Raw genomic sequence first — 14417 nt, forward strand, 5'->3', positions numbered from 1 at the left:
GCTTGATGCGGGCACCAATACGCCGCAGGAATTCGAGACGCTGAAGGCCCGGTTGCTGGCCGACCAACTGGCCGCACCAGCAGTTCCGCCGTCGGCCCCGCCGACGGTTCCACTTAACCCAACCTTTACTGCACCAGCAACGACGGGTTTGTCAACCGAACCTGTACGCTCCGAACCAGCAGCAACACCGCCGGTTACACCGAGTCCGGCCTCTAGCTCGGTGGAAGAATTGCCGCCCCTGCTCGATTTTTTTAAGCAGCCGCAAACACCAAGCTCGCCGCCACTACCGGCTGCTCCGGTGCGCGAAGAGAAGCCGTCCCCTCAAGCAGCACCTTATACACCGCCTACGCCGCCCACTCCAGTTCCGCCAACGGCTGCGCCTGAATTCTTCCCGCCCCGGCCTACTACGCCACCGCCGCCAAGAGAAGCGCCGCAATTTTATCCACCTGCTTCCTCGACGCCACCCCCCGCGGCCGCGCCGCCCGATTTCTTTCCGCCAAGAACCCAAACGACGGTTCCGGTAGAGCCTATACGCTCGACGGCACCTCCCATACCGCCAACCCCCGCGGCTCCACAGCCACGGCAGCGAGCAGCAGAATCCCTCGATGACAATGACGAGGAAGCGGAGCCTGCCAAGAGCCCACTCGGTAAGATACTGGCTGTTGGTGGGGCTTTGCTGCTGTTGGCACTCATTTGGTATCTGGTTGCAGGTCAGTCGAGGTCGAGTGAGCACCTAACCAGCATCAGCCAAACCGCCGCCGACACCGTATCAGTGGCGCCCGAGACTGGCCCACAGGCAGAGCAGTTGGATTTGCCCGCCGCCGCTGCGCCCGAAACCGTACGTGTAGCACCAATTATTCCGCCCACCGCCGCCCCCGATTCAGTTGCGGCAGGAACTGGCAGTACTGCCGAGGGAACGAAAGCAGCCCAGGCCGCTAGCGTACCTGCGGCCACTGAAACGGCACCTGCCGAAAGTGCCAACGAAGCCACTAGCAGAGTGCGCGACGTGCTGGCCGCCTACTACGCCGACATCCAGGCTGCCCCTTTTAGTGCCGACCAATACTTTGCTCCGCAGGTCGAACTGTTTGTTATTCTGCGGAACACTACGCCTACCGCCATTAGCGCTTGGCTGGAACAGAACCGGTTTGCCGAATTGAAAGACGCCCAGTTTCAAGTGGAGCCCGGCTCCCTTCGGGTAAGTCCGCCTGCCAATGATGGTTCTCGCGTCGTTACCTACATTGAACGAGGGCGCGGCTTTCGTCAGTCGCTCCAGAAAAACCAGTACATCCGCGCCCAAATGCGCCTGCGCCTCAATCCTGACTACAAAATCACTTACCAGAAACAGGAGCGCCTCTTAGAGAATACCCTTTCTGACGCCGTTGCCCCTCCGCCTACTCCAGAATAGGATATAATTGAAAATCAGTAGAAAGAAGCGTTGTACTATGGCAAGCACAGCACGACGCTCCGGTATGTAATTCTATTTGCCTAGAGAGCCAATTTTCGGCTGAATTTGGATAATAAAGCGCTTGTTTTTGCCTTCCTCGGCGCCTGTGTAGCGGCCGGTGCCGCGGAACCCGCTACCGGCGGCCACCACCTCTAGGTTGGCAGGAAACCGGATGCCGGCTTGCTCCCATAGTCGAATTACAGCTAGCGCGCGGTTGTAGCTAAGCTGGCGAACGGCCGGGCCGTCGAGGTTGCGCGGGTCGTCGTCGGGGTAGCGTAAGTCCTTGGCGGCGCGGCCCTCCACCACGATGAGGTACTGCACGTTGTCGGCGTTGTTGAGGGTCTGCATCTGACGTTGCAGGAAGCGGCCGGCTTGGGTGAGAGGTGTGCGGGCCACGTCGGGCAGGGCGTCGCTCTTGGGCGCAAACGTGACGGGGAAGTTCAGCTCGTAGCGCTTGTAGCGCTGGTTATAAGTGAAATAGTTGCTTTCCAGGCGTTGGAGGGCAGCTTTTATTTCGTCGAGCTTGCGCTTTTCCTGCACTTGCACCCGTAGCTCGGCAATCAGCTTCTCGTTGTTGTTTTGCTGATCCTGAAACCGTTTGTAGCTGAGCACGAACAAAACTAGCATCACCAAGAACAGCGCCGTCATCAGGTCCACGTAGCTGGGCCAGAAAAAGTTGTTGCGGCCGGTAGTCTTCATCGGGCTTTGGGCTTGGATGGCGTTGGGGCCCCGAATACTTTCTCCACCATGCGGCCGACAGGTCCTTTGGCGGTAGCTTTTTCCAGCAGCGTGTTGAGCGTACTCATCTGCTGGAGAAGCTGCGTGTTGATGGCGGCATCGTCGGCCATTTTCTGCATCAGCCGGTCGTGAGTGCGGTTGATGGATTGACTAAGCAGGTCTTGCTGCGCGTTGAGCTGCGCCTGCTGGTGGTGCAGGTTTTTAAAGGGCTCCATGTAGCGCACAATCTTCTCGTAGATATTGTCGCGGTTCAGCGTCTTGAAGTGGTCCTGCCACAGGTTGGCAGCTTCGTCGGCTTCCTTCTGAAAATGACCCATGCGGCGGCGCATCACATCGGCTAATTGATGATACTGCTCATCGAAGAACTGCTGCGTCTGACCCGCCATACGGGCCATTTCTGCTTGGTTCTGCTGGAAAAACTGAAGCTGCGCCCGCACCGTGCCATCATGCTGCGTAACGAGTTCCGGCACGGCATTCAAGCCTTTTTCCAGATTAGTGAGCCGATTAAGTAAGCCTGATACCCGGTCGGCCACCGAGTTGCCAGCTTCCATTGTGGCGTTCAACTTCTCCTGATACACCAGAAAATTCTCGAAGTGGTGGGCGCTTTGCGCCACCTTATCAAACACCCGAATACTAGCATCTGCCATTTGGGTGTAGCCCACTTTTTGGAGCTCCTCCAGAAAATCCTTCTGCGTGCTGATATTCTTGTTAAGCGCGTTGATAATCGGACCGAACTCGTAGATCTTATCCACAAATTCCTTGTTGAAGCTGTCGAGCACCGACTTCAGGTTGCTTAGGCTGCTAGCCATATCGGAGTGCAGAATGGGCAGCAGCTCCACTTGCAGGAAGGTGTAGTAATCATTTTGGCGTTCCTCGGCTTGGCGGTGCGCGGCGCGGTAAAGCGCCCCGGCCCACTGCGTGAAAAACAGCCCCAACAAGCTACCAACCATAGCAATAGCCACGCCCTGCAAAAACGACTGAATAGCAGCCTCGTCAAACTTGCCCCCACTCAGCAACAGGCTCCCTAACCCGAGAATAGCCCCGAGAAAGGTGCCCATCAGGCCGGTGTAGAGCGGCGTGGAAGTGCCCTGCTGCACTTCACCGTCCAGCACCTCGGCACGGCGCTCGGCAATGTTGTGCAGAATATCGAAGCTGGCGGTGCCTTTGTTTTTGAGTAGATAGGAATTGGTATCGACTAGCACGCCCTTAAAGTCGGGCGAGGCGGCAGGAGACTCCAGCGTATCTACTTGCTGGCCGGTGGTGGCATCTTCCACCCGGCGCAACCGTAGCTGATCGGCCGTCGGAAACAGCGTAGCTAGCCGTTTGATATCCAACTGGCTACGACGGAAAGCCCGAATCTGCACCGTCAGAATGCCTACAACAACCAGCAGTTCCAGCAGGGCAATTATCATTGAATTTGGAAGTATAACATGAGAGAGTAATCGTTTTGGCGGGGCCTCACCCCCCCGGCCCCCTCTCCGAAAAGGAGAGGGGGAGCCTGACGAAGTAGCGCCGCTCCGTCGGCTCGCGCCTCCGGGACGGCTACAAATAACTTTTCGGGAAGTTTGTGAATCCGAGACGCGCAGGTTATCGAAGGTCTGTTAATGTGTTACTTTCAGAACTGATTATATTCTGGTAGCCGTTTCGGAGGCTCCCCTCTCCTTTCGGAGAGGGGCCGGGGGGTGAGGCCCCGCCAAAACGATTATTTACGCGAAATAAATCCGGGCTTTTTGGTTGATACGCCAATCGCCAGACGGGGTGCGCTGCACGGTGCCGGGCGTTTCGGTGATGATGCGCGAGACGGGGCCGGTAGGGTAATTGTAGGTGCAGGCTGGCTCCAAGATGCTCATGTGGCTGCCGATGTAGCCGCCGTGGCCACTCTCGTTGCGCATCACTATAAACGTGCCTTGGTCGGGCGTGCGCTCATCCACCATGATTTCGAAAATGGTGTACGACGCTGGTGCATCGGCCAAGTTGTCCCGCAGGAAGGCCCCATTGATAGGCTGCTGATTGGCATAGATGACATGCACGCGCGGGGCCGCTGGTTCTACTGGAGCCGGAGCGGCCGGGGCTTCAACAGCAAACAAGTGGTCGGTTTGTTCTGGCTCCGGAGCGGCGTGGGCTATGGGCTGTGGGGAAGCTACGGGGACAGGCGGCGCCTGGGGCTGTACTTGCCGGATAGGCGGCTTGGGAGCCTGCTTGGGCTTGGGAAGTGAAGTGGTAGTCGGCGCTAGCGGTTGACGTTTCAGTTCATCACGCACAATGTCATACACTTCCTGGCGTTGGCTGTCACGCAGACCAGCGCCCGACCAGGACCGTTGCCGAACCGCCGCTGCCAGCTTGTTGACCTTGAGCAGCAAATACAATACGCCTAGTAAGCTCAGGCCCGACATCAACAAGGCAGCCCAAAGAAGTGGGGGAGTAGCGGGAGCGGGCATAGCAGGGGCAGGGGTTGAAGTGGGAATATCAGTTTGCGCTTCGGGCTGTTGCTGTTCTTCCGGCACCTCGTAGGCACCGGCCCCGGAATCCTGAACCGGAGTGGCCGCCACATCCGTGACGTCGGCGAGAGTCGGAGCCGTGCTGGCGGCTTCGGCGGCCGTTGCCGCAGTGCCCGTAGCCAGCCGGTTCAATTGCGACTCCAGTGCCTTTAGGCTACTTGCGCGCTCTAAGTCGGCCATGCGGTCTGGGTTCTTTTGTAGCTCTGCCACAATGGCTTGCGCCAACCCACCGTAGTCACTCGGGGCAACTTTGTCTTGAATGCTGGAAACGACGCCCCGAAACTTTAGCACCCGCTGCTGCCCGCGTAGCTTCTGCTTTTCCAAGACCACGGCGGCATCTACCCCCTGGTTGAAAGTGGAAATACTTTTGTCCTGAATCGTGCGCAGCAGCTCCGCCTGAATCGGCTTAAGAACCGGATCATCGGTGTAAACGAACTGGGCGGTGGCGGCCCACATTTGGGCGCGGGCGTTGGCGGGAACCACCGAAGTGGTTCCCGGTGCGTTGCTGCCGTTCTGCCCTAGCACAGTCGGTCTGCTTAGCAGACAAGCACCTGCCGCTGCCACAAATAGCCACTGCCTAGCGACCGAAACCTTACTGCGGTTGCGTTGCATAATGCCGTTTGAATAGCTCGCGACCTAACTGGAACAGGGCGTCGCGGAAGGGGAAGAAGAACAGCGTTTCAGGCAGCCGGTCGTCTGGCTTGGCGCCGTTGTTGAGCAAGGAATTCAAGCCTGCATTCAAGCTGTCTTTGAGTTGACCATCCAAGAAGCTGTACACGAAATCCGAGTTCATTTCCACGTTCAAATCGTCGAGCAGGTCGCGGACTTCCTGCGAGTCGTGGGTAAGGAAACGGACCAAACGGCGGGCGTTGGCCAGCACGTCTTCGCGAAGGGCCGTGGCTTCGCCCAAGGTCAGCACAGATGTTGGGGCCGGCGCGGCAAAGGGCTCGACGTCGGCGGGCTGCGTGCCGGACAGCACGAACTCCTTGGGGTCGTTGAGGTGGTTACCGTCCTTCATCTTCCAGAGCACAGCTCCGTTGGCCGTAGCCTCTTTGGGCTGACCTACCAACGTGAGGCGGAAGTCGCGCGGGGCGGTTTGGCCGGAGGCAAATTGCAGCACCAGTTTCGCCAGCTCCGTCAGCGCCGACAGGTTGGAATTCAAATCCAGCATGCGCAGGTAGGTACTGCCTTTGCCGCTGAAGCACAAGTGGCGTGGCACATCCAGCCCGCGGGCCTTGCACACCTGGCCCACGTGGTACACCACGGCAGCAAAATGCAGGAACAGCACCACGCGCAAGTGCTTGGCGCCGCGCAATTCCTTCGAGAATTCCAGCTGCTTGTCGAACCCAAACAACAAGCTGACCACGTCGGCGGAACCGGCTTTGCTTTCTAGCGCCGCCTTTACCACTTCGCGCGCGGCCCACGCTTCCTGGCTGATGGGCTTGTTGGCCGTGCGGCTTACATAGTAGTAAAGCAAGCCGTTTTGCTGCCGCGACCCGCCGCCGGCTCCGTCGCCCCACAGCACGTCGCCGGCAAAGCGGAACGAGAGAGTGGCTTCCGGATGACGGCCGCGCAACAAGAGCACGTCGGTAGTACCACCACCAATGTCGATGTTGACCACATTTTCATCGCCGGTCGGCACAATGCCGCCATCGGTACGCGGGTCGGTCAGGTACAGGTACGGCGCCCACGATTCGCTGATGTGCGCCAATCGGGTACCGGCTTCCTGTCCGAAGATGCGTGAAAACTCTTCCTGCCAGATTTCCTCGAAATCCCGAATCCCACTTTTCTTCATGCTCAGCGGCCGCGACCATACCACTTGGGTCTGGCTCACGTCGCCTTCATTGAGGGCTACTTTGTGCTTGATGAGCAGCAGCAATTCCCGTACGTAAGCGCGAATACGCTGTACCCCAGCGGCGCGGTGCGCACCCTCGGTATCCCACTTCAGGTTGGTTTGATAACGCCCGTCCTCGGGATGATTGTACAACGACCCGTCGCGGCTGAGGTGGAAGCCAATGTTGATGCTGCCAAACAGCATCGGGTCGCCTTCGCCCACAAAAGCCGGCGACTCACACGTGGCCGTCCGAATTGGGAAGGCCACATCGGCACCATCGGTACCAATGAAGGCGGGCACGAACTCGCGGTTGCGCACAGTGTCGGCCAGGGGCAAGGTGCCCAAACTGCCCACCCCGTAGCGAATAGGGAGCTGGTAATCGGCAGAAGCCAAGGGCTTGTTGAGCGTAATAACCTGTAGCTCCTTTTCCTTGGTGATACTGAACGGCTGCGGCTCGGGGCGCTCAGCCGTCGCGAAGGCTACGTGCGTGTTGGTGGTGCCGAAGTCCACAGCAAACGTGAACCGCTGCGAACCGCCTACGGCCGTCTGCCAGCGTGGCACTAGCAGACCACTCACCGCCCGGCCCGGCCGCGTAAAGTCAGCCGCCGGCGTTTCCACTTCCATGAAATCGAAGTGTGTGCCTACCACCTCATAATACGTGCTGGCTGGCCCACGGGCGTTGCGGCCCATGCGCTGGTGCGTGCGCACGCCACGCATGTTGCCCGCACCAGCCGGTGCCAAGGCCTGCTGACCCGTATAGAAGCGCAAGCGTGCCAAGTCGGCGCCCTCGTTTTGATCGGCTAGCTGCACGTAATAATGGCTGTTGCCGCCCGCTTGAGTTGCATTCGGAAACTTATAGAACGGGAATACGCCCACGTTCACGCGGGCACTTACCCGGCCGCCGTTGTACGGCGTCTTGGCGTTGTCGCTCGGTACGGCTGCCACCGTTTGGTCGGCGCTGGAGCCGGGACCGGGTCGGTAGTAATAGCGCCGCTCGTACATCACCTCGCGCCCACTCGTGACGGGTATGGCGAGCTGCACCAGCACGTGGTTGTCGAAAACGGTGAGGCGCAGGTAACGGTCCAGGTCTTCGGGGCGGAAGTAGTCGAAGTAGCGGCGTTTCAGCGGCAGCAGGAACCGGAACGGCCGGTCTTCCAGGCGCGTGCCTGGTTCTGGCAGCACCGTGCCGAAGTGGAACCGCTCGGTGTTCACTGCGAAAGGAACTTCCACCAGCATATCTTCTAGCAGGTCATTCACCGTCAAGAAGGGGTACTGCACGCCCAAGCCTTCCAGTCGGCGCTTGTCTAGCTCTTCGTCGTAACTCCATTTGATGACGGTGGAATCGGTACCGGGCGTGCCGCCAAAGTAGTTGCCGCGGCGCAAATCTAGCCCCGGTAGCAGCGCCAGTGGCGTTTTGCCAAGTTGTGGCACGGTAGCAGCTACAAACCAGTCGCTACTAGTTGGTTGCTGTGCCTCAGCCAGATGCCGCAGTTCTACGCCCCGAATCTGAACGGCGTTGCCCTGCGCATCGCGCAACGGCTCGTAAGGCTGGTTGAAGGAAGAAGCGGTTTGGTTTTGCTCGGCTAGCTCGTTCATGCGGCTCCGGTCCAGCGCCGTCAGAAAGTCGTACACGCTGCCCGCAAAGTCTTTGCCGCGCAGGGTTTTTTCCACTTCAAACAGACCGAAAATATAGGTCTGAAAGTCGGCTTTTCGGGCAGTTAAAGGCACCACTTCGTTGTCGAAATAGAAGCCGCTGCCGCCTTTGCGCTGCGTGTTTAGCGGCCGTACTTCCGGGTGCACAAATACCAGCGTGAAGGGCGAAGTACCCCCGAGCAACTGCGTGGTGCGGCGGCCACTGGCATCTTGTCGGTCCGCAAAAATCAGGTACAGCGCGTCTACCTCACGGAAATGCTCGTCGGCCAGATATAGCGCCAGCGTGTCGCCGAGCAGCTTCACGCGGGAATCGGAGCTGCTTTGCAACTGTTGCAACTGCTCCTGCTTGTGCCACGCCACGAAGCGTAGTTGGTACTCATCGGTGGGCTTGCTGTAGAAGAGCAGCTCCAGCAAGTCCCAACACTGCGACACCTGCTGGTGGTACAGCGAGTGGCCTTGCGGCTGTTGCTTCACGAATTTAAATGCAGTTTCCAGCAGGTGCAGCCGGCCAAAAGGCGTCGGAATGGCGGTGGCCGTGCGGCGGGAATTACCGCCGGCGGGGTCCAGCATTCGTTCGGCTTCCAGAGCCGTCAATTGGTTGGATTCCTGCCAGCCGCGCAGGTTAGCATTGCCGCGCTCGAGCAGCTGTAAGATATTACTCATGTAGTGCGTTTCGTTTCTACTGTTTGATAGCTGTTCAACTAAAACCGTCCGTCATGCTCTATCTGGCGTTTGCTTGGCGAAGCATCTTGCGTGCTGATCCAAGACTACTAATCCTGTTGCAGCACGCGAGATGCTTCGCCTCCGGCTCCGCTCAGCATGACGTTCATAGAGAATCAGTGATTAAAACCCTGGTACTTTCGCGTCTACTACGTCCTCCATTACCTCGCTGAAAGCCCGCACGAACTCGCCGGGTGCTTCGGCTTCGGTCACTTTGCGCAGTTGCTTGTCGAGCCGTTCGCGCACGTAGCTGCGGCTGATGGCATCGGAGTTGAAGAAGCCTTTTTTCACTTCCTGACCCAACACAATCTTGTCGAAATCGGGCTCATCGAGGCGGAAGGGTACGAAGTGGCGGGCGTTGTCGCGCAGTTCGCGCAGCCAGGATTTAAAGCTGATGGGCTGGCCTTCCGGGGAGTTGTAGTCGAAGAGGAAACGGCGCAGGTCGCGGAAGAAGGGAGCGGTTTGCCAGGCACTCTTCAGGTTGATGTTCTTGGCGTACACCGCGTCGTCGGTTTCGGGGAAGTGGTGCTCCAGCCACGTGGCGAAGAACTGAAACCGGGTGAGAGCCGGGCCGAGCAACGGCCGGGTCTGGTTGGGGTCGAAGCTCTCGAAACGCACTTCTTTGTCGTCGCGCTCCAACCCGTACTCGTAGAAATGGGTATCGTTTTGCAGCACCGCGGCTGACTGGCGCATGAAGTCCAGCACCGACAGTGCGCCTACCAATTCCACAAAGTGGGCATCGTTGCGCTGCTGGTTGCCGCCTTCGCGGTTTTCCTGCTGCTTCTGCGCTTGGTCGCCCACGTAGTAGAGCGAGTTCAGGTCGGGCAGGTTGCGCTGGTAGTAGGCCAGGGCGGCCTTGGTTTTGGTGATGAAGGTGTTGGAATCTATCGAGCTGGTTTCGTCGCTTTTCAGGTCGAAGTACGGCAGCACCGTTAGCGCGCCCATGGGGGCCGTGTTTAGCAGGTGCTTCTTGGCCAGGTTGCCCTTGGGGTTGCGCAGGTTTTTGAGCAGCAAGGGAAAGCCCGCCGCCCCTGTACCCCCGAAAATCGAGGAGATGAAAAACACCCGGTCGTCTGGCCCAAAACCATTGGCGAAAAACTCGATTTCCGGCGAATTCATCAACTGGTTCAGCACCACGCTGCCCACGTTCGGGCTGCCTTTGAAGCCAACCGTCAGCGGCTCGTTCAGGCTCTTGGGGTCGAACAGCAAATCAACAAGGTGCTTGGTTTCAACCGGCAGCGAGTTGTAGTGCAGGTAGTCGCGCAACGACTCATCCATGCCGCTGAAGTTGTACTCGAAGGTTTCCTTCACCCGCGGGTCGCGCTCCTGGCCCGAAGCCGCCATCGAAGCCAACGTGGCAATTTCGGTATGGAAAAACTGCCCGGCTTCCGGCGCAGGCCGTAGCTGCTGGCGCAGCCGTTGGTAGGTTTTCAGCAGTTCAATGGTGCGCTGCTTGTCGCCATTCAGCGCATCGGGGTCGATGATGATAGGGACGACCCGACTGCAATTCTGGAGTTCCACCCCCGCGGCCAGCAGCATGGTGAGTGAACGAATGACCCGGGAGCCCGTGCCGCCGATGCCGAAAATATAAAGCGTTGCCATGTGTAAAAAGAGGTGGCGGAATGCGGCACTAGGCGCCGTTTTGCTGCCAGATTTAAAATATACAGTGGAACATGGTGCTGAGGATGTCGAAGCATTCCGCTCGAGCTGTTGAGTTAGTCTCACAACAGCAGCACGCGAGATACTGCGACAAGCTCAGCAGTACGTTCTAGTTAGGCCAGCGTACCGGCGTAGTGCGGGCGCTTACCGAAAGGCTTTTCACTGCGAAAGAACAAAGCACAAAAAACAGAATGGCTACCAGCGTATTCGTGGCGGTAAAGCCCCACAGGTAGCGCTCCAGCGTGGAAAGTTGTGCTACGCTTAGCTCTTCGCCTGTTTCGGTTAGTTGCGCTTCCACAGCGGCGGCAGCCTGCCGCCAGGCCACGATGGCGCCGAGCACCGCCGTGAGCAGAAGCATAATAGCCCAATGCTGCGTTTTGAAAAAGGACGTAGTAACCACGCGGTTCAGAACCACATAAAAAAGTAGCGCCATGCCCAACGCCACAAAAAAGGTGGTCAAGCCCACCCCCGGAAAAATGCTCTGCCGGTAGACCGGAATAAGGCTTGATGGGTCCGGATTGCCGAGTAAGGCTTGGTAGAGCGCAGTGAAAAACGATTGGAGCATAGAGTTGGAGAAGAAAGAGGCGGTAAAGAGAGTAGGGGATGATCGTTTGCTAGTCGCGGCGCAAAGCTACGGGCACGTCAAAAACCGTGGGGCCGGTAGCTGATTGGCCGCCGAAGCTTTCGGCCACGCCCGCCAGTACTTCGGTCAGCAGAAAAGTCTTGGGGCCTTGACTAGCAATGTTGCTGTCATTGGAGGTGGAGTACGTAGCCGCCCAAGTGGGGGCCGTAGGCGGCAGTGCCAGCCGAAGCGTTTGCGGCTTCTGGCGCGAGGCCGTGGAAGGGAGCTTCGAAACGCTGATTTGCGTGAAATGCGTATACGCCCGGCCCGCCGCCGGTGCGGGCGGACCACCGGTTGCCGCCCAAGTTTTCACCAGCTTAGCATCCGTATTACCAGGCTCCAGTTGCAATTGCGACCCGGAAAAGCTTTTTTGAGTTGCCAGCGGCAGGTGTTTCAAATCAAACCCGACCACAAACTGCGCGGGCTCTTTCCCCGATAAGGAGGTGAAGGCTACGCCCGAAGCTTTTCCGCCTTGCGGGCCGGGTTCCGCGTACCATTCGCCCTTGGCTTGGTAGCCCGTCACGACGCCATACGTAGGAGTGGCGTACTTCGCGTTGAAGTGTACCTGCGGCTGCTGGTTCAACCGTCCCATCAACTGCTGATTCACCTGCGCTACCAGTGGTGCCGGTCCGAGCACCCACACGTAATAGGGTAGCTTGGTCCCGGCCAGCGTCTGCCGCTTGGTGCGGTTGCCCGGGTAGAAATTGCCCCGAAACTCCGACGTATTGGCAAACACCGACACCGCCAGTTCTGCCGGATTAGCGGTAGTAAGGGCATCCTTCACATCGGTCCGCACGCGCCAGGTTTGGGTGGGGTCTTTCGGGCCGTAGATGAAGTCGGAAACGATAATGCTGACCGTGCCTGGCTTCTGCGTCTGTAGCTTGAGTACCTCGCGTAGCATGTCAGGCATTTCGGTGCCCGCCGCCGGATTCTCGATGCCCCGGCTGATGGTCTGGCTTAGCTCGGTGTAGGATGTCGGCTGTAGCACGGGCGCTTCTTTCACGAAGTAGTAGCCTGCCGTTGTGCCTTGTGTTGTCCGGCCCTGCACATCCGACAGCAGGGCCGTAACCGTACGCTGAAACTCACTACCTAGCTCACCGGGCCGGTTAGCCCGCACAAATCCCTGCATGCCGCCTGATATGTCCACGAACACGTTCAACTGGCGCAGACCAGTGGTTTTGCTGGTCGCTTCTTCGGTTTTGGCAGTAGTAGTGGCCTTATTCGCGGCCCGTTTCTCGCCCGGTGCGTCGCAACTGCCTAAGAGAAAAGCCAGGCCACAGGCCCAAATAGATGCATTGCGTTTACTGATCGAGGCCATGAAAAAGTGAAAGCAGAGTAAGTAACAGGACTGATACTGACTAGCTACTACGTTCATTCGGCGCTTTGGCTGACAGCTCATTCCGGCAAGGGGCGTTAGTTGGTAAGGAAGCAAGGACTAGCAAAGCAGGTAACCTCAAGGCAATATCGTGCCACTCGGTTCAGGTTAAAAGAGTGCTGGAACGTATGTGCTTCGTGGCGTGCGCTTTAAAAATTGCTTTGCTTGCCTGTCGGCTACCCATAAGGCTAAGTAAGAAAGTACAAGCCGAACTATTCACCAGCTCCCAAGAAAAGTGGCATCCTACCACCAGCAGACGTTAAACCAACCAAACGTCTTAGTCTTGCAATTACGTATAATCATAAAAGCAGACATGGAATGATGACTCAAAACCAATGCTGTCGGGGTTATGCAAGTAAGAGAATTCCATTTAAAATCTCCTCGATCCTTACTTCGTTTCCTGTAGTAGATGGTTACGTGCCTCGGCTACAGTACTTTTGTAGTACCGCGCAGGCGTACGCTGTTGTACTTGCGCAGCGCCCTTAGTGGTACTATTCGTTTTCTATGATATCTGCTATTTCTTACCGTTTTGGTTGGTTAGCGTTTGTGCTGCCTGCTCTACTTTGCTCTTGCCTAAACATTATCAAACCAGGGCGCGAATATCCTAGCTATTCCACCCCCGCCGCTCCCGACTATGCACAGCCCACTAACTGGGCAGCTCTGCCTACCCGCGTAGATGCCGCCGATGTCGTGCCCACCAACTCCGGCCTGCTCGACCAGCAAGCTACAGCTTCGGTCGATGTGTTCTTCGTGCACCCCACCACCTACCTAGGCCGAGCCGGATGGAATGCAAACTTGACCGACCAGAAGGTCAATCATTTCACCGATGCCATGACCATACGTAAGCAGGCGAGTGTCTTCAATAATGCGGGCCGCATCTATGCCCCGCGCTATCGGCAAGCCACGCTGTTCTCCTTTTTCGACGAAGAAAAATCTCCGAACGGGAATGAAGCTCTCCAACTAGCCTATAGTGACGTGAAGGCGGCATTCCAATACTATTTGGCGCACTACAACCAAGGCCGCCCGTTTATTGTAGCGGGCCATAGCCAGGGCACGTTCCATGCCACGCGCCTACTACGCGAGCTTGTCGACCAAGACCCCAAACTGCGTCGCCAGCTAGTGGCTGCCTACCTTATCGGTTTCCATGTCCAGCCGAACGAGTATCAAGTGCTCAAGCCCTGCCAAGACTCCACCCAAACCAACTGTTACGTGGCTTGGAACTCTGTGGAATGGGGTTTCGACTACCTGCCCTTTCAAGGTGGTGTAGCTGTTAATCCTCTCACCTGGAAAACCGATACCCTAGCGGCACCGGCCTCGCTAAACCTCGGAGGTACCCCCCATGCTTTCAATAGACTTGATACAGCCGTGGTAGATGCCAAGGTACACAACGGACTCGTGTGGCTCCATACCCCCAAGCCCCTTGGCTACCCCCGTTTCCTGCTTCCCGGCCGACCCGAACTGCGCCACTCGTTCCATATTGCTGACTACGCCCTGTATTACATGAACATCCGGCAGAACGCAATGGCCCGGGTCCGGGCGTATGAGCGGCATAACTGAAGTGTTCCGAACAACAGGTTTATTGTTGTTTTCGCAGTTTTCGGATAATCATTTCAGTATGAGGCGTCCAGCGGTCAACCGGAAATTTCTTTCGAAACCCGATATATCCTGTCCAAAACCAATCTTCCCTTAGACCTTCAAAATCGTAGGCAGAAAGCAGAGCCAGATTATGCAGCCACTGAGTGATAGCTGCCGCGAAGCGAAGTCTTTTTCCGGGGCTACGTCTGCGCCATAAATCGAGGACAAAGCCACCCCCATGGCTGCTATGCTTTATGTCAACCATAGCTCAGTAGAGTAATTCGCGGAATAATTCTTTG

Annotated in this window: 10 protein-coding genes; 2 read left to right on the forward strand and 8 right to left on the reverse strand. The window is 57.6% G+C overall.

Going from position 1 to position 14417, the window contains the following annotated elements:
- The first annotated feature begins 148 nt into the window (after window positions 1-148).
- A complete protein-coding gene (locus ACFE7X_RS19345) occupies window positions 149-1405 on the forward strand; it encodes a hypothetical protein (RefSeq protein ID WP_375437335.1) in 1257 nt (418 codons plus the stop codon).
- A gap of 72 nt (window positions 1406-1477) precedes the next feature.
- On the opposite strand, the gene ACFE7X_RS19350 is transcribed toward ACFE7X_RS19345, so the two are convergent.
- From ACFE7X_RS19350 to ACFE7X_RS19380, 7 genes are all read right to left on the reverse strand, one after another.
- The gene (locus ACFE7X_RS19350) at window positions 1478-2143 is read right to left on the reverse strand and encodes a hypothetical protein (protein ID WP_375437336.1); all 666 of its coding nucleotides are present in this window, start codon (window positions 2141-2143) and stop codon (window positions 1478-1480) included.
- Window positions 2140-3594: a hypothetical protein gene (locus tag ACFE7X_RS19355; RefSeq protein ID WP_375437337.1), complete on the reverse strand. Its 1455-nt coding sequence runs from the start codon at window positions 3592-3594 to the stop codon at window positions 2140-2142. Before ACFE7X_RS19355 ends, ACFE7X_RS19350 begins: the two co-directional genes overlap by 4 nt.
- A 294-nt stretch (window positions 3595-3888) precedes the next feature.
- On the reverse strand, window positions 3889-5292 hold the full coding sequence (locus ACFE7X_RS19360; RefSeq protein ID WP_375437338.1) for a hypothetical protein: 1404 nt from the start codon (window positions 5290-5292) through the stop codon (window positions 3889-3891).
- Window positions 5273-8830, reverse strand: a complete 3558-nt coding sequence (locus ACFE7X_RS19365; protein ID WP_375437339.1) for a hypothetical protein — start codon at window positions 8828-8830, stop codon at window positions 5273-5275. The genes ACFE7X_RS19360 and ACFE7X_RS19365 overlap by 20 nt, the downstream gene beginning before the upstream one ends.
- A 180-nt stretch (window positions 8831-9010) precedes the next feature.
- Entirely contained in the window at window positions 9011-10489 is a 1479-nt protein-coding gene (locus ACFE7X_RS19370) for a hypothetical protein (RefSeq protein ID WP_375437340.1), read from the reverse strand.
- Window positions 10490-10655: 166 nt separating this feature from the next.
- Window positions 10656-11111 (reverse strand): hypothetical protein, encoded by a 456-nt coding sequence (locus ACFE7X_RS19375; RefSeq protein ID WP_375437341.1) that lies wholly within the window; start codon window positions 11109-11111, stop codon window positions 10656-10658.
- 49 nt (window positions 11112-11160) lie between these two features.
- Window positions 11161-12486: a hypothetical protein gene (locus ACFE7X_RS19380; protein WP_375437342.1), complete on the reverse strand. Its 1326-nt coding sequence runs from the start codon at window positions 12484-12486 to the stop codon at window positions 11161-11163.
- Between the two features lie 561 nt (window positions 12487-13047).
- Between ACFE7X_RS19380 and ACFE7X_RS19385 the strand changes: the two genes are divergently transcribed.
- Complete coding sequence (locus tag ACFE7X_RS19385; protein ID WP_375437343.1) at window positions 13048-14100, forward strand: DUF3089 domain-containing protein; 1053 nt, start codon at window positions 13048-13050, stop codon at window positions 14098-14100.
- A 19-nt stretch (window positions 14101-14119) separates the two neighbouring features.
- On the opposite strand, the gene ACFE7X_RS19390 is transcribed toward ACFE7X_RS19385, so the two are convergent.
- Entirely contained in the window at window positions 14120-14383 is a 264-nt protein-coding gene (locus tag ACFE7X_RS19390; RefSeq protein ID WP_375437344.1) for a hypothetical protein, read from the reverse strand.
- Between the last annotated feature and the right edge of the window lie 34 nt (window positions 14384-14417).

The sequence above is a fragment of the uncultured Hymenobacter sp. genome, assembly GCF_964242765.1.
Taxonomy (GTDB): Bacteria; Bacteroidota; Bacteroidia; order Cytophagales; family Hymenobacteraceae; genus Hymenobacter.

Coding starts and splice junctions, on each gene's coding strand:
- ACFE7X_RS19350 (WP_375437336.1), bottom strand. CDS start 2,143: ATGAAGACTACCGGCCGCAACAACTTTTTCTGGCCCAGCTACGTGGAC.
- ACFE7X_RS19355 (WP_375437337.1), bottom strand. CDS start 3,594: ATGATAATTGCCCTGCTGGAACTGCTGGTTGTTGTAGGCATTCTGACG.
- ACFE7X_RS19360 (WP_375437338.1), bottom strand. CDS start 5,292: ATGCAACGCAACCGCAGTAAGGTTTCGGTCGCTAGGCAGTGGCTATTT.
- ACFE7X_RS19365 (WP_375437339.1), bottom strand. CDS start 8,830: ATGAGTAATATCTTACAGCTGCTCGAGCGCGGCAATGCTAACCTGCGC.
- ACFE7X_RS19370 (WP_375437340.1), bottom strand. CDS start 10,489: ATGGCAACGCTTTATATTTTCGGCATCGGCGGCACGGGCTCCCGGGTC.
- ACFE7X_RS19375 (WP_375437341.1), bottom strand. CDS start 11,111: ATGCTCCAATCGTTTTTCACTGCGCTCTACCAAGCCTTACTCGGCAAT.
- ACFE7X_RS19380 (WP_375437342.1), bottom strand. CDS start 12,486: ATGGCCTCGATCAGTAAACGCAATGCATCTATTTGGGCCTGTGGCCTG.
- ACFE7X_RS19385 (WP_375437343.1), top strand. CDS start 13,048: ATGATATCTGCTATTTCTTACCGTTTTGGTTGGTTAGCGTTTGTGCTG.
- ACFE7X_RS19390 (WP_375437344.1), bottom strand. CDS start 14,383: ATGGTTGACATAAAGCATAGCAGCCATGGGGGTGGCTTTGTCCTCGAT.